Source organism: Roseateles sp., from assembly GCF_052436255.1.
Taxonomy (GTDB): Bacteria; Pseudomonadota; Gammaproteobacteria; order Burkholderiales; family Burkholderiaceae_C; genus Pelomonas.
Genome location: NZ_JBQVNP010000032.1, coordinates 24,354 through 43,560, shown reverse-complemented (window position 1 = coordinate 43,560; position 19,207 = coordinate 24,354). Strand labels below are relative to the sequence as shown.

The 19,207-nt window shown below is 68.5% G+C and carries 18 protein-coding genes and 2 tRNA genes; 4 read left to right on the top strand and 16 right to left on the bottom strand.

Going from position 1 to position 19,207, the window contains the following annotated elements:
• A partial coding sequence (locus ACT6S0_RS10080) for a GH36-type glycosyl hydrolase domain-containing protein (protein ID WP_444763769.1) occupies positions 1–4,058 on the top strand: 4,058 nt, incomplete at its 5' end.
• A gap of 54 nt (positions 4,059–4,112) precedes the next feature.
• Here the strand turns inward: ACT6S0_RS10080 and ACT6S0_RS10075 are convergent.
• A complete protein-coding gene (locus tag ACT6S0_RS10075; RefSeq protein ID WP_444763768.1) occupies positions 4,113–4,316 on the bottom strand; it encodes a hypothetical protein in 204 nt (67 codons plus the stop codon).
• 127 nt (positions 4,317–4,443) lie between these two features.
• Here ACT6S0_RS10075 and ACT6S0_RS10070 point away from each other — a divergent pair, with 127 nt between their 5' ends.
• The 3 genes from ACT6S0_RS10070 to ACT6S0_RS10060 all read left to right on the top strand — a co-directional run bounded on the left by ACT6S0_RS10070 (position 4,444) and on the right by ACT6S0_RS10060 (position 7,698).
• Positions 4,444–5,976, top strand: coding sequence for a glycine betaine ABC transporter substrate-binding protein (locus ACT6S0_RS10070; protein WP_444763767.1), 1,533 nt, complete (start codon positions 4,444–4,446; stop codon positions 5,974–5,976).
• Between the two features lie 31 nt (positions 5,977–6,007).
• Entirely contained in the window at positions 6,008–6,799 is a 792-nt protein-coding gene (locus ACT6S0_RS10065) for a substrate-binding periplasmic protein (protein WP_444763766.1), read from the top strand.
• Between the two features lie 110 nt (positions 6,800–6,909).
• A complete protein-coding gene (locus tag ACT6S0_RS10060; RefSeq protein WP_444763765.1) occupies positions 6,910–7,698 on the top strand; it encodes a glycoside hydrolase family 19 protein in 789 nt (262 codons plus the stop codon).
• Positions 7,699–7,796: 98 nt separating this feature from the next.
• On the opposite strand, the gene ACT6S0_RS10055 is transcribed toward ACT6S0_RS10060, so the two are convergent.
• The 15 genes from ACT6S0_RS10055 to ACT6S0_RS09985 form a co-directional block, all read right to left on the bottom strand.
• Positions 7,797–7,872, bottom strand: a tRNA-Lys gene (locus ACT6S0_RS10055).
• 72 nt (positions 7,873–7,944) lie between these two features.
• A tRNA-Lys gene (locus ACT6S0_RS10050) sits at positions 7,945–8,020 on the bottom strand.
• Between the two features lie 62 nt (positions 8,021–8,082).
• On the bottom strand, positions 8,083–8,874 hold the full coding sequence (locus tag ACT6S0_RS10045; RefSeq protein ID WP_444763764.1) for a tRNA threonylcarbamoyladenosine dehydratase: 792 nt from the start codon (positions 8,872–8,874) through the stop codon (positions 8,083–8,085).
• Positions 8,874–9,644: a tol-pal system protein YbgF gene (ybgF, locus tag ACT6S0_RS10040; protein ID WP_444763763.1), complete on the bottom strand. Its 771-nt coding sequence runs from the start codon at positions 9,642–9,644 to the stop codon at positions 8,874–8,876. The genes ACT6S0_RS10045 and ybgF overlap by 1 nt, the downstream gene beginning before the upstream one ends.
• Positions 9,644–10,183, bottom strand: a complete 540-nt coding sequence (pal, locus tag ACT6S0_RS10035; protein WP_444763762.1) for a peptidoglycan-associated lipoprotein Pal — start codon at positions 10,181–10,183, stop codon at positions 9,644–9,646. The genes ybgF and pal overlap by 1 nt, the downstream gene beginning before the upstream one ends.
• A gap of 97 nt (positions 10,184–10,280) precedes the next feature.
• Positions 10,281–11,564 carry a Tol-Pal system beta propeller repeat protein TolB gene (gene tolB / locus ACT6S0_RS10030; protein ID WP_444763761.1) on the bottom strand — a complete coding sequence of 428 codons (1,284 nt, stop codon included), beginning with the start codon at positions 11,562–11,564 and terminating at the stop codon, positions 10,281–10,283.
• Positions 11,565–11,632: 68 nt separating this feature from the next.
• The gene (gene rng / locus ACT6S0_RS10025; RefSeq protein ID WP_444763760.1) at positions 11,633–13,120 is read right to left on the bottom strand and encodes a ribonuclease G; all 1,488 of its coding nucleotides are present in this window, start codon (positions 13,118–13,120) and stop codon (positions 11,633–11,635) included.
• Positions 13,121–13,181: 61 nt separating this feature from the next.
• Entirely contained in the window at positions 13,182–13,793 is a 612-nt protein-coding gene (locus ACT6S0_RS10020; protein WP_444763759.1) for a Maf family protein, read from the bottom strand.
• A complete protein-coding gene (gene rlmH / locus ACT6S0_RS10015) occupies positions 13,790–14,257 on the bottom strand; it encodes a 23S rRNA (pseudouridine(1915)-N(3))-methyltransferase RlmH (protein ID WP_444763758.1) in 468 nt (155 codons plus the stop codon). The genes ACT6S0_RS10020 and rlmH overlap by 4 nt, the downstream gene beginning before the upstream one ends.
• A complete protein-coding gene (gene rsfS / locus ACT6S0_RS10010; RefSeq protein WP_444763757.1) occupies positions 14,257–15,012 on the bottom strand; it encodes a ribosome silencing factor in 756 nt (251 codons plus the stop codon). The genes rlmH and rsfS overlap by 1 nt, the downstream gene beginning before the upstream one ends.
• Positions 15,013–15,600: a nicotinate (nicotinamide) nucleotide adenylyltransferase gene (nadD, locus tag ACT6S0_RS10005; RefSeq protein ID WP_444763756.1), complete on the bottom strand. Its 588-nt coding sequence runs from the start codon at positions 15,598–15,600 to the stop codon at positions 15,013–15,015. It abuts the gene before it with no gap.
• Positions 15,597–16,532 (bottom strand): oxygen-dependent coproporphyrinogen oxidase, encoded by a 936-nt coding sequence (gene hemF, locus ACT6S0_RS10000; protein ID WP_444763755.1) that lies wholly within the window; start codon positions 16,530–16,532, stop codon positions 15,597–15,599. Before hemF ends, nadD begins: the two co-directional genes overlap by 4 nt.
• A complete protein-coding gene (locus tag ACT6S0_RS09995; protein WP_444763754.1) occupies positions 16,532–17,182 on the bottom strand; it encodes a 1-acyl-sn-glycerol-3-phosphate acyltransferase in 651 nt (216 codons plus the stop codon). Before ACT6S0_RS09995 ends, hemF begins: the two co-directional genes overlap by 1 nt.
• A complete protein-coding gene (gene purD, locus ACT6S0_RS09990; protein WP_444763753.1) occupies positions 17,179–18,480 on the bottom strand; it encodes a phosphoribosylamine--glycine ligase in 1,302 nt (433 codons plus the stop codon). Before purD ends, ACT6S0_RS09995 begins: the two co-directional genes overlap by 4 nt.
• Positions 18,480–19,202, bottom strand: a complete 723-nt coding sequence (locus ACT6S0_RS09985; RefSeq protein ID WP_444763752.1) for a YebC/PmpR family DNA-binding transcriptional regulator — start codon at positions 19,200–19,202, stop codon at positions 18,480–18,482. Before ACT6S0_RS09985 ends, purD begins: the two co-directional genes overlap by 1 nt.
• Positions 19,203–19,207: the final 5 nt, after the last annotated feature.

Sequence of the window (19,207 nt, the reverse complement as noted above, 5' to 3'; positions counted from 1 at the left end):
GCATCTCGCTGGTCGTGCCCGAGTTGCACGGGCGCGCCCTGCCCGCCACGGCCTGGCTGGGCCACGGCAAGCTCAGCGCCATGGTGCGCGAGCACGGCGGCGGCACGCTGGTCTGGGGCGAGCCGGGCAGCCAGGTGCTGGTGAGCCGCTGGCGCGACGACCTGGCGCAGGACCTGCTGGGCCATCACCTGCACCTGCGCGACCTGGACCTGCCCTGGAACGGCAACCCCGAGACCAGCCCCTGGCGCTCGCTGACGCTCAAGCCCACGCCGGGCCCGCAGTGGCGCTATGGCGTGCGCCTGCATCCCGCCAGCGCCCAGTTCACCGCCCAGGGCGAGGAACTGCACGCGCACACCGAAGTCTGGGTGGCGGTGGAGGACGACGTCGAACTGCGCCGCATCACGCTGCGCAATCTCTCCGAGCGCCCGCGCCGGCTGGCGCTGGTGTCGAGCTTCGAGCCGGTGCTGGCACCGGCGCGCGCCGACCTCGCCCACCCGGCGTTCGGCAAGCTCTTCCTCCAGGTGCGTTGGGAGCCCAGCCAGCATGCGCTGCACTGGCAGCGCCTGCCGCGCAGCCCGAACGAGTCCGGCCTGCATGCGGTGCATGCGCTGGTCGGCGTCGATCTGGACGGCGGCGCGCGGGTCAACCGCGTGCGCGCCAGCGCCGACCGCGCCCACTGGCTGGCCCGCGGCGGCATGCCGGGCCAGCCGGGTGGTGTCATCGCCCATGCGGCGGCCGCGGCGCTGCAGGCCAGCGACGTGGCCGGCCTGAACAACGCGGCGGGCATGCTGGATACGGGCAATGACCCGATCTCGCTGCTGCACCTGATGCTGGAGCTGCCACCCGGCGCCAGCGTGACGCTGACGCTGGCCACCGCCGCGTCGCGCGAACCGCAGACGCTGAACCACCTGCTCGACAAGCTGCGCCAGCCGGCCCTGTGCGAACGCGCGCTGACGCTGGCGCACACCATGGCCAGCGTGCGCACGCAGGGCGCGGCGCTGGCACCGGGCGCCTGGCGCGCCGGGCTGACGCTGCAGACGCTGCTGACCTCGCAGGCCGCGCGCGAACCGCTGCCGGTGCCCGAGATTGGCTTCGAGCGCGACGCCTTGTGGCGCCACGGCATCTCCGGCGACGACCCCATCGTGCTGATCCGCGCGGCCGACGCGACCGGCGTTGTCATGGTGCGCGAGCTTTGCGCGCTGCTGCAGGCCCAGGGCAGCCCGCTGCCGGTCGACGTGGTCGTGCTGGACGCCGAGCCGCCGTCCTACCTGGCGCCGGTCTCGCGCGCGCTGCGCTCGCTGGCCGAGCAGCAGGCCCACGGGCGCTGCCGGGTGCATGTGCTGTCCGACGAGACCGTGGGGCCGGACACGCGCTTTGCGCTCAACTTGCTGGCGCGCGTGCGCTGGTTTGCCGACGGCCGCCCACTGGCCCAACAGCTGGAGCGGCTGGGCATCAGCCACGAGCAGGCTGCCAAGGCGAGGCGCGGCCACGGCGCGACGCTGGTGTCCACGGTGCCCGCGCGCCCTGGCACGACGACGCCCGAGAGCCGTTTCGAGCCCGACAGCGGCGCCTGCGTCTTCGAGCTGGATGAGGGCGCGCAACCGCAGCGGCCGTGGATCAACGTCATCGCCAACGAGCAGTTCGGCTGCCAGGTGTCGGAGCGCGGTGCAGGCACGGCCTGGGCCGGCAACAGCCGCCTGCACCAGATCACGCCCTGGTCCAACGACGCGCTGCTCGATTCGCCCGGCGAATGGCTGGTGCTGCACTGCCTGGCCAGCGGCAAGGCCTGGCTGCTGGGTCGCGCCAGCCCGCAACAATCCGTGGCCCACGTGCCCGGCGCGTCGGCCATGAGCTTCATGCTGCCCGGCATGGTCGTGCGGCTGCGCTGGACGGTGGACGCGACGACCGCCGTCAAGCAATGCCAGGTGGAGCTGCACGCCGCGCCCGGCCGCCCGCCGCGGCCGATGCGCCTGCTGGCCGCCGCGCAGTGGCAGCTGGGCATGGACAGCGGCGCACGCCGCAGCGTCGTCACGCGGCTGGAGCCCGCGGCCGGTGAAGGCCCGCTGCTGGCGCTGGCGACGCAGACCGACGGCCTCAACGGCTTCGGCGGGCACACGGCCTGGCTGGCGCTGCGCCCGGTGCGCGTTGGCGACGTGACCGCCGAGCACATCGAGGCCCTCTCCAGCGACCAGGCGCTGTGGCCCTGGCCGGTGGACGCCGGCTTCACGCCCGACCTCAATGTGCCGCGGCCCTGGACGGCCGCCATTGAGGCCAGTGGCGACCGCCGCCTGCTGTTCGACGACGAGGGCCGCCTCGTCATGCCGCATGCGCTGGACGGCCAGGCCGGCCCGGCCACCGACCCCGCCGCCCTGCTGGCCGTGCCGCTGCGGCTGGAGGCTGGCCATGCCTGGCATTGCACCGTGCTGCTGGGCCATGCGCCCAGCCTGGCGGCCGCGCGCGAGCAGGCCGCAAGCGCTTGGCAGGCGGACCCGCTGCGCCGCCTCGCCGCCCAGCGCGAGGTCTGGCGCACGCTGAGCGCGCCGGTGCAGGTGGACACGCCTGACCCCGCCTTCGACGCGCTCGTCAACCACTGGCTGCCGACACAGGTGCTGGGCTGCCGGATCTGGGGCCGCGCCGGCTTCTACCAGGCCGGCGGTGCCTTTGGCTTTCGCGACCAGTTGCAGGATGCGATGTCACTGGTGGCGCACGCGCCGGAGCGGCTGGCCGCGCAGATCCGCAAGCATGCGGCGCGCCAGTTTCCCCCGGGTGACGTGCAGCACTGGTGGCACGAGCCCGCCGGTGCCGGCGTGCGCACGCATTTCGCCGATGACCGGCTGTGGCTGGCGCTGGGCCTGGCCCTCTACGTCGAGCGCACGGGCGACACCGCACTGGCCGACGAGGTGCTGCCTTTCCTGCAGGGCCGCCCGGTGCCCGAGGGACAGGAGGATGTCTATGAGATCCCGGCCGTCAGCGACGAGACGGCGACCATCTACGAGCACGCGGCGCGCGCCATCGACATCAGCCTGCCGGTGGGCGCGCACGGCTTGCCGCTGTTCGGCACCGGCGATTGGAACGACGGCATGAACCGCGTCGGCGCCGAGGGCCGCGGCGAATCCGTGTGGATGGGCTTCTTCCTGTGCGGCGTCATCGACGCGCTGCGGCCGCTGGCCCTGGCGCGCGGCGAGTCGGACCGCGCCGGGCGCTGGCAACAGGCGCGCATGGCTTTGTCCGCCGCGCTGGACGCCGAGGCCTGGGATGGCCGCTGGTACCGGCGCGGCTGGTTCGACGACGGCAGCGTGCTGGGCACGCACAGCGACACGGAATGCCGCATCGACCTCATCGTGCAGGCCTGGGCGGTCCTGACCGGCGCGGCCCAGCCCGGGCGCGCAGCCCAGGCGCTGGACAGCGCCTGGCGCGAGCTGCATGACCGCGATGCGCACCTGTTGCGCCTGCTGTGGCCGCCCTTGAAGGACCACCAGCCGCCAGCCGGCTACATCCAGGCCTACCCCGGCGGCGTGCGCGAGAACGGCGGCCAGTACAACCACGGCGCCGTCTGGGCGCTGATGGCCAGCGCCCGTCTCGGCCAGGCCGAGCGGGCCTGGGCGGCCTTCACGGCCATCAGCCCTGCCCACCGTGGTGCCCATGGCGCCGTCTACGGGCTGGAACCATTTGCCGTGGCAGGCGACATCGAAGCCGCCGCACCGCACGCCGGGCGTGGTGGCTGGAGCTGGTACACGGGCGCGGCGGGCTGGCTGCTGCGCGCGGCCGTCGAGTCCATCTGTGGCGTCAAGCTGAGTGACGGCCAGCTGCGCGTCCAGCCCTGCCTGCCGTCGCACTGGCCGCAGGCCCGCGTGCGGCTGCTGCATCGGGGGCGTCGCATCGAGGTGCTGCTGCAGCGTGCGTCCCCCGGCGCTGGAGCCGCGCCGCCGCCCGGCTATCGAACACTGGTGCCCGGCAGTTCGCTGGCCTTGAGCGAGGTGGACGGCGATCTGCTGTTGTGGGTGCCCGTCACCCAGGCGATGCCGGCCCGCCTGCCCGAGCCCGCATCCGTCCTGTGAAGCCTCCCAAAAAAAACAGCGGCTCGAAAGCCGCTGTTTCTAGGGAGGAGGGAACTAGACGATGAAGCTCAGCACCAGCGCCATCAGCGCGCTGCCGATGACGACGGTCGTGAACATGCGCTCGCCCACTGCCGCATCGATGGCCTCCAGCGAGCACAACATGCGCTGCTGACGGTCGGACATCGTGCGGCACTGGCGCAGGTGAACGCCAAGACTGTCGCGATGTTGACGAAGCAAATGATCGGTAGCGCGGGACATGAAAGACCTCCTTGAGAACTGTCTCCAACTGTAGGCAGGAGTGAGCGGTATTGCACTCGGACCTGGCGGTGCTTACATGTAGGTGTCGTCTGACACAGCGGCCCGTCCGATCAGGCACCATGCGCCCATGCGGATCTGCTGGCAACTACAAATCCTGTTGACCCTGCTAACGGCAGGGTTGGCCGGCGCTGCACATGGCGCCCCAACCCTGCAGGTGGGCTCCAAACGCTTCACCGAAAGCTATGTCATCGGTGAGATCGTCAAGCAGACCTTGATGGCCCAAGGCATTGTCGCCGAGCATCGGCAGGGTCTGGGCAACACAGCCATCCTGGCTGCAGCGCTGCAGCAGGGGCAGATCGACCTCTACCCCGAGTACACCGGGACCATCGTGCGAGAGTTGCTCAAGCGCGAGTCCACTGCCGACGCGCAGGCGTCGCTGACGCAGATCAATGCCTGGCTGAAACCACTCGGGCTGAAGGCCGGCGTGCCGCTGGGCTTCAACAACAGCTATGCCCTGGCCATGCGCGAGGCGGATGCGGCACGGTTGGGGATCTCGACGATCTCGGAACTGGCGGCGTCGATTGACAAAGAGGCGCTGGCGCTCAAGACGGGCTTGTCACACGAGTTCATCGCTCGCGCCGACGGCTGGCCGGCCCTGCAGCGCGCCTATGGCCTGAAGCTGTCGCCCGGGGCGGGGCTCGACCATGGCCTGGCCTACGCCGCGCTGGCGGGCGGCCAGGTCGACCTGATCGACGTCTACACGACCGACGCCCAGTTGGCCCGCCAACCGGTGCGCGTGCTGCGCGACGACCGCAGCTTCTTCCCGCGCTACGACGCCGTGCTGCTGATGCGCGTGGCAGTCGATGACAGGCCGCTGCAGCGCGTGGCCGGGCGACTGCCGGAGGCCGAGATGATTCGCCTGAACGCGGCGGCGGAACTGCAAGGGCGGCCGTTTGCGGATGTGGCGCGCGGCTTTCTGCAGGCGGGCGCGAACGTCGCACCTGAACCCAACGGCTTGATGGCAAGAATGTTCGCGCCCGACCTGGCCAAGCTGCTGGCGCAGCATGTCGCGCTGGTGCTGGCGTCACTGGCATTGGCGGTGGCCGTTGCCGTGCCGCTCGGTATAGCGGCCCACCGCCTGCCCCGACTGGCGCCGCCCCTCATGGCGGTGGCGGGCTTGCTGCAGACGCTGCCGTCCCTTGCCGTGCTGGCGGTGCTGATCGCGCTGATGGGCCGCATCGGCTTCCTGCCAGCGCTGCTGGCCTTGTTCATCTATGCGCTGCTGCCGATCGTGCGCAACACGCATGCCGGCCTGCAGGCGATCTCCGCGGGCCAGACCCAGGCGGCCCTGGCACTGGGCCTGAGCCGCCGGCAGACGCTGCGCGCCATTGAGTTGCCGCAGGCGCTGCCGACGCTGATGGCCGGCGTGAAGACGGCTGCCGTGACCAATGTCGGTACGGCCACGGTGGCTGCCTTCGTCGGCGCCGGCGGACTGGGCGAGCGCATCGTGGCCGGCCTGGCCGTCAACGACAGCACGCTGATGCTGGCCGGCGCGCTGCCCGCCGCAGCCCTCGCCGTGGTCGTGCAACTGGCCTTCGATGTGCTGGAACGGTGGGTGACACCCGGCCCACAGCACAATCGGGCGTTCCAGGCAGGATGACATGAAAGCAGAGGCGCGATCAGGCTTGTGGATGGCTTGCTGGCTGGCGGCTTGCGCTCCGGCCGCCGAGGCCGGCTGCTCACGTCCCATCGGGGTGCCGATGTCGCCCATCGGCCTGAGCGTCAGCTTCGATGGCGAGCGCAGCGCCGGCATCTATCCGACGCTGCTGCGCGAACTGAGCGCCAGCGCCAACTGCGACTTCCGGGTGCAGCGTGTGCCGCGGGCACGGCTGCAGAAGATGTTCGAGTCTGGTCAGGCCGACCTGCTGATACCGGCGTCTGCCAATCCTTCACGCGACGTCGACGGCGAGTTTGTCCCGCTGGTGCAGGTGCGGGCCAGCTTGCTGACGCTCGCGCGCGACCGGCCTGCACCACGTTCCTTGGCCGAACTGGTCGCCCAGCCCGAGCTGAAGATCGCCGTCGTGCGCGGCTTCAGCTTCGGCCCGGCGTACGACAGCGCGATGGCCGCGCTGCGCGCCCAGAAGCGCCTGATCGAAGAACCCGACGCCGCTGGCGTTGCGCGTGCGCTGCGCCGGGGCATTGCGCAGGCATCGATCATGACAGCGTCCATCTTCATCGGCACGCTGGCCAACGAGCCCGACCTCTCGCCGCTCGTCGGGCAGCTCCGCACCGACGCGCTGGAGGAACTGGGCTGGTCGGAAAGCGGCGTCTACCTGTCCCGGCACACGCTCGGCGACGCGGACCGCCGGCTGCTGCGCCAGGCGTTCTCGCAACTGGCCAGGTCCGGGCGCATCTGGCAAATCTACATCGACAGCTATCCGCCGGGCAGCCTCGCCGGCAGCGTCCGGCCTCTGACGCCCTGAGCGGCCGGGGCGGTGCCTCGGGGCCCGCGCTTCATGCCGATTGGGGATTCGCGGCCGGGGACCTGGGCCTAACGTCGGCTGGTTGTTTCAACCGCCAAGGACGAGCTGCCATGTGCATCACGAAAAGCGTCGGATTGGGTGCCCGCAATGATGTGGCGGACGTCCGCATCATCCAGGTATTGCTGAACCTCAACAGCGAAGCCTGGAGCGCCGATTCGCACCGGCAGCTGGAAGTGGATGGGCGCATCGGGCCGAGCACCATCGATGCGATCCGCGCTTTTGAAACCCGCGCGATGGGACTGCCGGAGTCGGATGGACTGGTTGCTCCCGGCGACGCCACGATGGCCCGGCTGCTGTCGGGGCTGCCCCCAGGCCCGACCAAGGAGAAGCTCACGGTCGTGATGCCGCGAGCCATGCCAAAGCGCATTGACCTCTACTACGAGCCTCTGGTTCAGGGCATGACCCGCTACGGCATCGATACACCGCGGCAGATCGCGCATTTCATTGCCCAGCTTGCCCATGAGTCCGGATCGCTGCTGTATGCCGAAGAGCTGGCCGATGGCAGCGCCTACAACGGCCGTACCGATCTGGGCAACAGTGAACCCGGCGACGGTCCGCGGTTCAAGGGGCGGGGCCTGATTCAGCTGACTGGACGCAACAACTACACGCAATACAGCCGCCACACCGGCATCGACTACGTCAGCGATCCCACGCGGGTGGCGCTGGACCCGTACGCCTGTGTCGACGTCGCCTGCTGGTTCTGGCACTCGCGCAAGATTGGCCCGCTGGCCGATGCCGATGACGCCAAGGCGGTCACCAAGCGGATCAATGGCGGGTACAACGGGCTGGATGATCGTCTCGAGCACCTGGCTCGCGCGAAGGCGCTGTTGGTGCTCTGATGCCTGACCACGGTCGGTGCAGCGCCTTGCAGCGGCGCGAAAAAGAAAAAAGCACCTGGCTGCTTTCGCTGCCAAGTGCTTTTCTCATTCTTAAATTTTGGTGGGCCCTGAGTGACTCGAACACTCGACCTACGGATTAAGAGTCCGCTGCTCTACCAACTGAGCTAAGAGCCCTGATTCAGCCGGGTTGCCCCAACTAAGCCAAAGATTGTAGCGTCGATTCCGTCGAATCCCCGCTGGAAAGTCTGGTGGGATGTGCAGGATTCGAACCTGCGACCAACGGATTAAAAGTCCGCTGCTCTACCGACTGAGCTAACATCCCGCGTCAAGCAGAGCCTGCCATTGTAGGCAGGTTTTTCGAGTCTCTGCAAGAATTTCTGCAGTTTACTGAACGGCCATCGGCCGGGTGCGCTCAATATGCAGACGTTGCAGCTCTGCGGCGGCGCACAGACCGAAAGTCGCGGTCACAGCGACGCTGGAGCCGTAGCCATGGCAGTTCAGGCTGCCATCAACATCGCAAGCTACGCCTGCTTCCTGCGCAGGTAGCTGGACCGGTTCACATGAGTAAACGCAGGCGACGCCCAACTTGCCGGTACGCGATGCGGCGTGGTGCTTGCGCAAGCGTTGTCGCAGCGAGGCGAGCAGCGGGTCATGAGTCGTCGCAGCGAGGTCGTCGAGTTGAACCCGATGCGGCTCGCGCTTGCCACCGGCGGCGCCGACCGTCACAAAGGGCAAGTCTTGTGAGATGGCCCAAGCTGCCAGGGTGGCCTTGGCACGAACCTGGTCGCAGCAGTCGATGAGGCCGTCGAATTCAGCGCCACCGACCAGCGCGGGCCAGTTGTCCGGCTCAACGAACTCCTCGATGACGCGCACCGCGCAGCCCGGGTGGATGTCGGCGATACGCCGGCGCAGTGCCTCCGCCTTGGCCATGCCGACGGTGGAGCCGAGCGCCTGGATCTGGCGGTTGATGTTGGATTCGGAAACCTGGTCGAGATCGATCAGCGTCAGCTGGGCCGCACCGCTGCGAGCGAGTGCCTCGACGGCCCAGGAGCCGACGCCACCCAGGCCCACGACCGCGAATCGAGCCGTACGCAGGCGCTGGTAGGCCGCGTCGCCATGCAGACGGCGCAGGCCGCCGAAGCGGCGCTCCAGATCAGCGTCGAGCTGACCCGTCATCAGCGCAGAGCGGCGAGGCGCTCTTTCGCTGCCTGGGCAGCTTCGGTCCCGGGATAGGCCTTGATGAGATCCTCAAGGCTGCGGCGCGCACCCCGGTTGTCCTTCAGTTCGATCTGGCAGTTCGCCAGCGCGAGCAGTGCTTCCCCGGCGCGCGGGTGATCGGCATTGCCGGCGATGAAGGCCCTGAAGGTCGCGATGGCGTCCTTGTAGTCGCGCTTGCCGTACTGTGCATTGCCAAGCCAGAAGCGCACCGAGTCGGTATAGCCGCTGGCGGGGTAACGCTTCAGGAAGGCATTCAACGCGGCAACCGCCTCGGCGAAGTCGCCGCGGCGCACGAGGCCGATGGCGGCTTCGTACTGGTTGCGCTCGTCCGGACCGACCTGGAACTCGCGGCCGTCGAGGGCGACCTTCTGCGGCTCAAGCGGCTTGAAGCGCGCTTCGACGGACTGCGACTGATCGGCCAGCTTGCGCTGGGTGTCGGCCAGGTCGCGGGCCAACTGCTCGTTGGCGCCGCGCAGCTTGGCGATCTCGGCACGCAGGACGTCGATCTGGGCGTTCAGGTCCAGCAAGCTGCGGCGCAACGGCTGGAGCTGGTCCTGCACCAGTGCATTGAGCTGCTCTGCCCGCTGATTGGCCACGCTCTCGTTGGCCTGCACCTTGGCGCGCAGTTCGATGATGGCCTTGCGGGCTTCGTCGTCCTCGAACAGGCCGGCCGAGGCCGGCTGCGCGAACAGGGCGCCTACGACGAGCGCCAACAGCGACAGACGCATCACTTGTCCTTGAGCTCGACGCGGCGGTTCTTGGCCCAGGCTTCTTCGCCGCCACCCTGCACGGCCGGGCGCTCCTTGCCGAAGCTGACGGCCTCGACTTGAGCAGCACCGACGCCCAGCAGCGTCAGCGACTTGGCGACGGCTTCGGCGCGGCGCTGGCCGAGCGCCAGGTTGTACTCGCGGCCACCACGCTCGTCGGTATGGCCTTCCAGGTTCAGCGCGGCGCGCTTGTTGGCGTTGAGGCGCTTGGCGTGCAGTTCAACCAGCGGGCGGTACTCTTCCTTGACGACGTCGCTGTCGTAGTCGAAATAGACGACGCGCTTGCCAACGCTGTTGACCTCCTGCGTGAGCTGGGTGAACAGATCGACCGTCGGCACGGCGGTCTGGGCCGGCTCGGCCGGCTGCTGCGTCGTGGTCACCGGCGGTGTGACGGTCTGGCGCGTCTCGACCGGTGCGGGCTCGTCAAGCTTGACGGCGGAACCGCAACCGGCCAGAGCTGCTGCGGCAATCAAGGTGAACGCAAAGCGGGTCAGTTTCATTCGAATGGTCTCCACAACGGACGGGGGGCAAGAAACAAGGGCACGGCGGACTGCGGTGCAAGCCCGCCATTGTCCGACATGGAGCGAAACTCAAGTCCTAGCGCGTAAATGGACCCCAGGTAGGTTCGCGTACTTCGACCAGGGTGACAAGCAGCGGCGTCTTGATCTTGCCGTCCAGCGTTGTCGTCATCAGCACTTCCTTGCCACCGGCGCGGCTGGCATAGACGATGAGCTTGCCGTTGGGCGAAAAGGCCGGGCTCTCATCGTCATTGGCCTCGCTGATCTGCTGGGTTTGACCGGTGGCCAAGTCCATCACGGACAAGCGGAAGGCGCCGCCTGACCGTGTGATGTAGGCCAGGGTCCGGCCGTCGGGGCTGACGGCGGGGCTGATGTTGTAGCCACCATTGAAAGTCACGCGCTCGGCCGCGCCGCCGCTGGCGGGCATGCGGTAGATCTGCGGGCCGCCGCCGCGGTCACTGACGAAGTAGATCTTGCTGCCATCGGGCGCATAGGTCGCCTCGGTGTCGATCGAGCCACTCTGTGTCAGGCGGCGCAGGCCCGAGCCATCCCGGTTGATGACGAAGAGCTGGGTGCCGCCGTCGCGCGACAGGCTGAGCACGAGTTGCTGGCCGTCGGGCGACCAGGCCGGCGCGCTGTTGGTGCCCTTGAAGTCGGCCAGCACGCGGCGCACGCCGGTCTGCACGTCCTGGATGCGTACGGTGGCCTTGCGGCTCTCGAAGCTGACATAGGCCAGCTCGCGGCCGTTCGGCGCCCAGGCGGGCGAGATGATGGGCTCGGGGCTGGTCAGCGCGACCTTGGCGCCTTCGCCGTCGGCATCCGCGATGACCAGGCTGTAACGCGGGCCAGCCTTGGTGACATAGGCCATGCGCGTGGCGAACACGCCGCGCTCGCCGGTCAGCCTTTGGTAGATGGTGTCGGCGATGCGGTGGGCCGCGAGGCGCGCATCATCCGGATGCACGGCATGCGCCTCACCCACCAACTCCGTCCCTTTGACCACATCCCAGAGCTTGAAGCGGATGTCGAGCCGGCCATCGGCAAGGCGAGTGACGGACCCTGCTGCCAGCGCATCGGCCTGGCGGCCTCGCCATTCCGTCCAGGCCGGGCTACTGCTCTCGCTGAGGCCGGCGGGCGCATCGACGCTGCGGAACTGGCCGCTGCGCTCCAGGTCGGCACGCACGATGGCGGCGATGGGCTGGGGCGACTTGGATTGATCGCGGAAGTCGACGATGGCCACCGGCACACGGGTGCCGCCAACGCCGGAGATGTCAATGCGGACCTGAGCGAGCGCGCTACCGCAGAGACTGACGCCGAAGGCGGCAAGGGCTGCGAGGCTGAGGCGGCGGGAAACGTAATCGAGCATGGCGCGCGATTTTGCCGCAGCTGAGCAACTTGTTACGTCAGACAAGACCGCGTTGCCGCTGGCGCGACTCAGAGCAGCACGATGTCGTAGTGCTCGGTCTGGTTGGTCGGCTCGGCGGTCAGCGAAATCGGCTTGCCGATGAAGTCGGACAGGCCCGCGAGATGCGCGCTTTCTTCGTCGAGCATCATCTCGACGACATTGGCCGCCGCCACCACGCGGAACTCACGCGGCGAGAACTGGCGCGCTTCACGCAGGATCTCGCGCAGGATGTCGTAGCAGACCGAGCGCGCCGTCTTCACCTGGCCGCGGCCCTCGCAGGTCGGGCAGGGTTCGCACAGCATGCGCGACAAGGACTCGCGCGTGCGCTTGCGCGTCATCTCGACCAGGCCCAGCTGCGTGAAGCCGCCGACGGTCACCTTGGTGCGGTCACGACCGAGTTGCTTGCGGAACTCGGACAACACGGCCGTCTTGTGCTCCTCGCGCGTCATGTCGATGAAGTCGACAATGATGATGCCACCCAGGTTGCGCAGGCGCAGCTGGCGCGCGATGGCGCCTGCTGCTTCAAGGTTGGTCTTGAAGATGGTGTCGTCGAAGTTCTTGGCGCCGACGAAGCCGCCCGTGTTGACGTCGATGGTGGTCATCGCCTCGGTCTGATCGAACACGAGGGAGCCGCCGGACTTCAGCTCGACCTTGCGCTGCAGCGCCCGCGCGATCTCGGCGTCGACATTGCACAGGTCGAAGATCGGCCGCTCGCCGCGGTAATGCTCCAGCTTGGCGGTGGCGGCCGGCATGAAGGTCTCGCCAAATTCGCGCAGCACGTCGTACTGCATCTTGGAGTCGATGCGGATGGAGCCGGTGCGCTCGCTCGTCAGGTCGCGCAGCACGCGCTCGACGAGGCTCAAGTCCTGGTGCAGCAGGTTGGCCGACGGCGTCGTCAGCGCCTTCGCGCGGATCTGTTGCCAGGTCTTGCGCAAGTAGGCGATGTCGGCAGCCAGCTCTTCATCGCTGGCGTCCTCGGCGTTCGTGCGCAGGATGAAGCCGCCGCCAGCGCCCTGCTCCTTGCGGCCCACCAGCGTCATCATGCGCGCTCGCAGCGCCTCACGTGCCTCCGGCGAGCCGATCTTCTGGCTGATGCCGATGTGCTCATCCTGCGGCAGATAGACCAGCATGCGGCCCGCGATGCTGATCTGGCTGGACAGACGCGCGCCCTTGGTGCCGATGGGATCCTTGATGACCTGCACCGTCAGCGGCTGGCCTTCGAAGACCAGGCGCTCGATGGGCGTCGGCGGCGTGTCGGGGCTCTGCGCGTGGCGGCCATGGCCGAACTGCGAGGCGCTGTGCAGGTCGGCCACGTGCAGGAAGGCGGCGCGCTCCAGGCCGATATCGATGAAGGCGGACTGCATGCCAGGCAGCACGCGCACGACCTTGCCGAGATAGACGTTGCCGACGAGGCCCCGCTCCAGGGTGCGCTCGATGTGCAGTTCCTGCACGGCGCCGTTCTCGACCACGGCCACCCGCGTCTCCTGCGGTGACCAGTTGATCAGAATGTCTTCCATCGCGAACCTTTGAATGCTGATGCGTGCCGCCGGCCGAAGCGGCACGCATCAGAACTCGACGTCAAAACTCAAATCCGAATTTCTCCAACAGCTGTGCCGTCTCAAAGAGGGGCAACCCCATGATCCCCGAGTAGCTTCCGGCAATCCTCACGATCCAGGCCGCGGCCTGGCTCTGGATGGCATAGGCGCCAGCCTTGCCGAAGGGCTCACGGCTGGCGACATAGCGCTCGATCTGAGCGGCAGACAGCGGCGCGAACTCGACTTGGGACACGTTCAGCGCGGCTTCGCGGCGTGTTGCGTCGGCGACGGCCACGGCCGTGATGACGCGATGCATGCGGCCCGATAGCAGGCCCAGCATGCGCTGCGCATCGGCCTCGTCCGCAGGCTTGCCCAGGATGAGGTCTTCGACGGCGACCGTCGTGTCAGCGCACAGAATGGGCGCCGGCGGCAGGCCGCGGGCGGCGCGGCGGGCCGTGGCCGCGTCGAGCTTGGCGGCCGTGACGCGCACGCAATAGGCCTCGGGCAGCTCGCCGGCCTGCACGGCCTCCAGCGCCTCGGCATCCTCGTCGGCCGCAGGCAGCAGCAACTCGTGCCTCAGGCCGATCTGCGCCAGCAGCTCGCGGCGGCGCGGGCTCTGCGAAGCGAGGTAGATGGAGCGCAGGTCGATAGTCATTCGCGGTGATAAGGGTGGCCGATCGTCACGGTCCAGGCCCGGTACAGGCCTTCGGCCAGCAGCACACGGGCAAAGGCGTGGGGCAGGGTCAAGTCGGACAAGCGCAAGGTCTCGTCCGCCGTCGCCTTGAGCTCGGGATGCAGGCCATCGGGGCCGCCGATGATGAGGGCGGCGTCGCGGCCCTCGCCCATCCACAGCTTCAGGCGCCCCGCCAGCTGCACCGAGGTGCGGCGCTCGCCGCGCTCATCCAGGATGATGCGGCGCACGCCTTTGGGTAAGGCCGCTTCGATACGGGCGGCTTCCGCAGCCATCAGCTGCTCGGCCGTCTTGCTGCCGCGGGTCTCGGCCTTGACGGCCTTCAGCTCCAGCCTGAGCTCGGGCGGAAAGCGCTTGGCGAAATCCTCGTAGGCGGTGTCGGCCCAGGGCGGCTGGCGCTGGCCCACGGCCACCAGCAGCAGGCGCATCAGCCCTTTTTCGTCGTGCGGCCGGCCGGCCTGGCAGCTGCACGCGGTGCAGCCTTGGCAGCCGGCTTTGCGGTGCTTTTGGCTGCAGTCTTGGCAGGCGCGGCCCGCTTGGCCGCCGCCGCCTTGCCCACGCCCTGGCCGGCACCGACCTTCAGGGTCTTGACCGGCGCGGACGCTGCGGTCTTCACGCCCACGCTGCGGGTCACGCCCTTCTTGGGCGCCTGGGTGCCGACCGCGGCCTTCTTGGCCACAGCCTTCTTGGCAGCGGCCGAAGGCACGGCGCGGTTGGCACCCTTCGTCGGCGCGGCAGGCTTGGTGGTGATGGGCTTGGAGGCGGTCGCCTTGCGCGCCGTCGTCTTGGCCGGTGCGGCAGCGGGCTCCTCGGAGGCCTTCACGAGCTTGGTCTCGGTGCTGCCGAGCTTGAGCTTGACCGGCTTGCCGCCCCATATCTCTTCGAGGTGGTAGTAGTCGCGGATGGCCGGTTGCATGACGTGGACGACAGCGGCGCCGCAGTCCACGATGATCCACTCGCCGTTGTCCTCGCCCTCGGTACGCATCACCTGCATGCCCCGCCCCTTGACGGATTCACGCACGCTGGACGCCAGGGCCTTGGTCTGCCGGTTGCTCGTGCCCGAGGCGATGATGACGCGCTCGAACAGCGGCGACAGATGCTCGGTGTTGAACACGACGATGTTCTGGGCCTTGACGTCTTCGAGACCATCGACGATGGCGCGTTGAAGCTTGCGGATGTCCATTCAGTACTTCTTCTCGTAGAGGCGGTGCGAGGCAATATAGCTCGCCACCTCGGCGCCCACCATGGGGCTGATGTCCTCGCCGCGCGCGACGGCGTCGCGTACGGCGGTGGACGAAAGGGGGTTTTCGGGCAGGACCAGCACCTGCAGGCGATGCGGCGGCAGACCTGGCGGCGTCACGACTTGATGCGCCGCGCGCGGGACGACGACCAGCGTCGCCAAGGCGGCGATGGTCTCGACCTGGTACCACGTCGGCAGTCGCGCGTACTGGTCCTGGCCGATCAGGAACATCAGTTCGGCGCCGGGATCCTGCTTGGCGAACTCGCGCAGCGTGTCGGCCGTGAAACTGGGACCCCGGCGATGCAGCTCGCGTTCGTCGAGGACGAATTGCGGCTCGCCGGCGATGAGGCGCTTGATCATGCCGGCGCGGTGCACGGCCGCGGCCATGATCTGATCGGGTTTCTGCCATTGCCGGCCCGCAGGCAGCCAGACCAGACGGTCGGGCGACAGCGCGTCCAGCGCAAAGCGCGCGAAGGCCAGGTGGCCAAGGTGGGGCGGGTCGAAGCTGCCGCCGAAGAGCGCAAGTTTCACAGCCACAGTGCGGTTGGTGTTTCGTCGGCCCAGTCGCGCGGGCGCAGGAAGTCGCTGTAAAGCCGCGCCTCCGGTGTGCCCGGCTCGGGCGCCCAGTCGTAGCGCCACTTCACCTGCGGCGGCATGGACATCAGGATGGATTCGGTGCGGCCACCGGACTGCAGGCCGAACAGCGTGCCACGGTCCCAGACCAGGTTGAACTCGACATAGCGACCGCGGCGATAGGCCTGGAAGTCGCGCTCGCGCTCGCCGTAGGCATAGCCCTGGCGGCGCTCGACGATGGGCAGGTAGGCGCCCAGGAAGGCGTCGCCCACCGACTGGATCAGCGCAAAGCCGGCCTCGAAGCCGCCTTCGGAGAAATCGTCAAAAAAGATGCCGCCGATGCCCCGCGGCTCGTTGCGGTGCTTGAGCAAGAAGTAGTCGTCGCACCAGGCCTTGAACTTGGGATGCAGTTCCGGCCCGTGCGGTGCAAGCGCATCGCGGCAGACGCGGTGGAAGTGCTGCGCGTCGCGCTCATAGCCGTAGTAGGGCGTCAGGTCCATGCCTCCGCCGAACCAGGTGACGGCTGGAGCTTCAGGGGGCAGCGCGATGAAGGCGCGCACATTCATGTGCACCGTCGGCACGAAAGGGTTGTGCGGGTGCAGCACCAGCGACACGCCCATGGCCTCGAAGGGCGCGCCCGCCAGCTCGGGGCGATGCTGCGTGGCCGAGGGCGGCAGCACGCGGCCCTTCACATGCGAGAAATTGACGCCGCCGCGCTCGAAGACCGCGCCACCCTCGATGAGCCGCGACAGGCCATCGCCTTCCAGCCGGCCGCCGGGCTCGCGCGTCCAGCCATCGCTGAGGAAGGCATTGCCGTCGACCGCCTCCAGTGCCGTGACGATGCGGTGCTGCAAGCCCAGCAGATAGTCACGGACGGCTTGGGTATTCATCATGTGCGCGGCCCCGGCACGGCGCGTGGCTGGATCGGGCTGGCCAGCTCAGGGCGCTTGCCGACGCGCGGGCCGAGATAGTCGGCAAACGCGGCGAAGTCAGCCTGCATGTCGCCCGTCAGCATGACGAAGCGCGTGACGGAGACGACCCGCTGCCGGAAATCGAAATAGCAAAGCCCGACCGGCACTCCGGCCTGCACGGCCACCTGATAGGCGCCCGTGCGCCAGCCGCTTGTCAGCGCGCGTGTGCCTTCGGGCGCCGCGGCCAGCCAGAAGCGCTCGCCGCGCGCCGCAGCGTCCTGCATCTGGCGCACGGTGTCCGCCACGATGCCATGCGGGCTGCTGCGATCGACCCCCACGCCACCGACCCAGCGCATCCAGTGGCGGACCACCGGCGCCTTGAACAGACTGTCCTTCCCCCAGAAGCGCAGCTCGATGCCAACGGCCCATTTGGCCATCAGGCCGACGACGAAGTCCCAGTTGGACGTGTGTGGGTAGACGAGGATGACGCCCTGCTCCGCCGGCAAGCCGGGCGCATCCACCGTCCAGCCGAACAGGCCGAGCACCCGGCGCGCCAGGATGCTCGGGCGGCGGTGCGGCCGCAGCGGCCCGGTCAGGGCAGCGGGTTGAAGCGTGGAAGTCGCGCTCAACGCTTGATGGCCCGGTGGCCGATGTCGCTGCGGTACTGGCGGCCGGCGAACTGGATGCCCGCCGCTAACTCGTAGGCGCGCTGCGCGGCCAGGCGCACGGACTCGCCCAGAGCCGTCACACAGAGCACGCGTCCGCCACTGGTGACGAGCTGGCCGTCCTGCATTGCCGAGCCGGCATGAAAGACCATGGCCTCCTCCTCGTCCTCAGGCAGCCCTGCGATGGCATCACCCTTGCGCGGGGTCAGCGGATAGCCCTCGGCGGCCAGCACGACGCCCAGCGCCACACGGCGGTCCCATTGCAATTCCACCTCGTTCAGCGTGCCATCGGTCGCATGCATCATCAGCTCGAAGAGATCGCTCTTGAGCCGCATCATGATGGGCTGGGTCTCGGGGTCACCCATGCGCGTGTTGAACTCGACGGTGCGCGGCTGGCCAAGCTCGTCGATCATCAGGCCGGCATAGAGGAAACCGGTGAAGGGATGGCCGTCCCTGGCCATGCCGGCGATGGTCGGCTGGATGATCTCGTGCATGACCTTGGCATGCACGTTGGGCGTGACCACCGGCGCGGGCGAGTAGGCGCCCATGCCGCCGGTGTTGGGGCCGACGTCGCCGTCGAGCAGGCGTTTGTGGTCCTGGCTGGTGGCCAGCGACACGACCTGCTTGCCGTCGCAGACGACGATGAAGCTGGCCTCCTCGCCGGCCAGGAAGTCCTCGATGACGACGCGCGGCACTGCCAGCCCGTCCGCACCGGCGTTGTGCGTCACGCCGAGCTTGTTGTCTTCGAGGATCCACGAGATCGCTTCGTGGGCCTCGTCCAGCGTCATCGCGACGACGACGCCCTTGCCCGCCGCCAGGCCGTCGGCCTTGATGACGATGGGCGCGCCCCTGCCATCCACGTAGGCATGGGCGGCGGCGGGGTCGGTGAAGGTTTCGTAGGCCGCGGTCGGGATGCCGTGGCGCTTCATGAAGTCCTTGGCGAAGGCCTTGGAGCTTTCAAGCTGCGCGGCGGCCTTGGTGGGCCCGAAGATGCGCAGGCCGCGCGCGCGGAACTCGTCAACGACGCCGGCGGCCAGCGCCGCCTCGGGGCCGACGACGGTCAGCGCGATCTTGTGCTCGACGGCGAAGTCGGCGAGCGCCTTCACGTCGGTCATGCCGATCGGCACCGTTTCCAGCCGCTCGTCGCGCGCCGTGCCGCCGTTGCCGGGTGCGACAAACACCTGGCTGACGCGCTCACCCTGGGCCAGCTTCCAGGCCAGTGCGTGCTCGCGACCGCCGTTGCCGATGACTAGGACTCGCATCAGCTGATTTCCGCGTTGTGATAGACGGCCTGGGTATCGTCCAGGTCCTCGATGACGTCCAGCAGTTTCTGCATGCGCTCGGCGTCCTCGCCGGTCAACGCAATGGTGTTCTCGGCCCGCATGGTCACTTCGGCCAGCTCCGGCACCAGGCCGGCGGCTTCCAGCGCGGCCTTGACGGCCTCGTAGTCGGCCGGCGATGTCAGCACCTCGATGGCGCCGTCGTCACCGGTGACGACATCCTCGGCGCCGGCTTCCAGTGCCACCTCCATGACCTTGTCTTCCGAGGTGCCGGGCGCGAACAGCAACTGGCCGCAGTGCTTGAACTGAAAGGCCACCGAGCCGTCCGTGCCCATGTTGCCGCCGTACTTGCTGAAGGCGTGGCGCACCTCGGCCACGGTGCGGACGCGGTTGTCGGTCATGGTGTCGATCATGATGGCTGCGCCGCCGATGCCATAGCCTTCGTAGCGGATTTCTTCGTACGTCAGGCCGTCGATGTTGCCGCTGGCCTTGTCGATGTTGTATTTGATGCGGTCGGCCGGCATGTTGGCTGCCTTGGCCTTGTCGACAGCCAGGCGCAGGCGCGGGTTGTCCTTGATGTCCGGACCACCCTGGCGCGCAGCCACCGTGATCTCACGGATGATGCGCGTCCAGATCTTGCCGCGCTTCTCGTCCTGGCGGCCTTTGCGATGCTGGATGTTGGCCCATTTGGAATGACCGGCCATATGTT

Coding starts and splice junctions, on each gene's coding strand:
- ACT6S0_RS10065 (WP_444763766.1), top strand. CDS start 6,008: ATGGCTTGCTGGCTGGCGGCTTGCGCTCCGGCCGCCGAGGCCGGCTGC.
- tolB (WP_444763761.1), bottom strand. CDS start 11,564: ATGCTCGATTACGTTTCCCGCCGCCTCAGCCTCGCAGCCCTTGCCGCC.
- ACT6S0_RS10075 (WP_444763768.1), bottom strand. CDS start 4,316: ATGTCCCGCGCTACCGATCATTTGCTTCGTCAACATCGCGACAGTCTT.
- ACT6S0_RS10070 (WP_444763767.1), top strand. CDS start 4,444: ATGCGGATCTGCTGGCAACTACAAATCCTGTTGACCCTGCTAACGGCA.
- hemF (WP_444763755.1), bottom strand. CDS start 16,532: ATGAATACCCAAGCCGTCCGTGACTATCTGCTGGGCTTGCAGCACCGC.
- pal (WP_444763762.1), bottom strand. CDS start 10,183: ATGAAACTGACCCGCTTTGCGTTCACCTTGATTGCCGCAGCAGCTCTG.
- rng (WP_444763760.1), bottom strand. CDS start 13,120: ATGGAAGACATTCTGATCAACTGGTCACCGCAGGAGACGCGGGTGGCC.
- ybgF (WP_444763763.1), bottom strand. CDS start 9,644: ATGCGTCTGTCGCTGTTGGCGCTCGTCGTAGGCGCCCTGTTCGCGCAG.
- ACT6S0_RS10045 (WP_444763764.1), bottom strand. CDS start 8,874: ATGACGGGTCAGCTCGACGCTGATCTGGAGCGCCGCTTCGGCGGCCTG.
- rsfS (WP_444763757.1), bottom strand. CDS start 15,012: ATGGACATCCGCAAGCTTCAACGCGCCATCGTCGATGGTCTCGAAGAC.
- ACT6S0_RS09985 (WP_444763752.1), bottom strand. CDS start 19,202: ATGGCCGGTCATTCCAAATGGGCCAACATCCAGCATCGCAAAGGCCGC.
- purD (WP_444763753.1), bottom strand. CDS start 18,480: ATGCGAGTCCTAGTCATCGGCAACGGCGGTCGCGAGCACGCACTGGCC.
- ACT6S0_RS10060 (WP_444763765.1), top strand. CDS start 6,910: ATGTGCATCACGAAAAGCGTCGGATTGGGTGCCCGCAATGATGTGGCG.
- ACT6S0_RS10020 (WP_444763759.1), bottom strand. CDS start 13,793: ATGACTATCGACCTGCGCTCCATCTACCTCGCTTCGCAGAGCCCGCGC.
- rlmH (WP_444763758.1), bottom strand. CDS start 14,257: ATGCGCCTGCTGCTGGTGGCCGTGGGCCAGCGCCAGCCGCCCTGGGCC.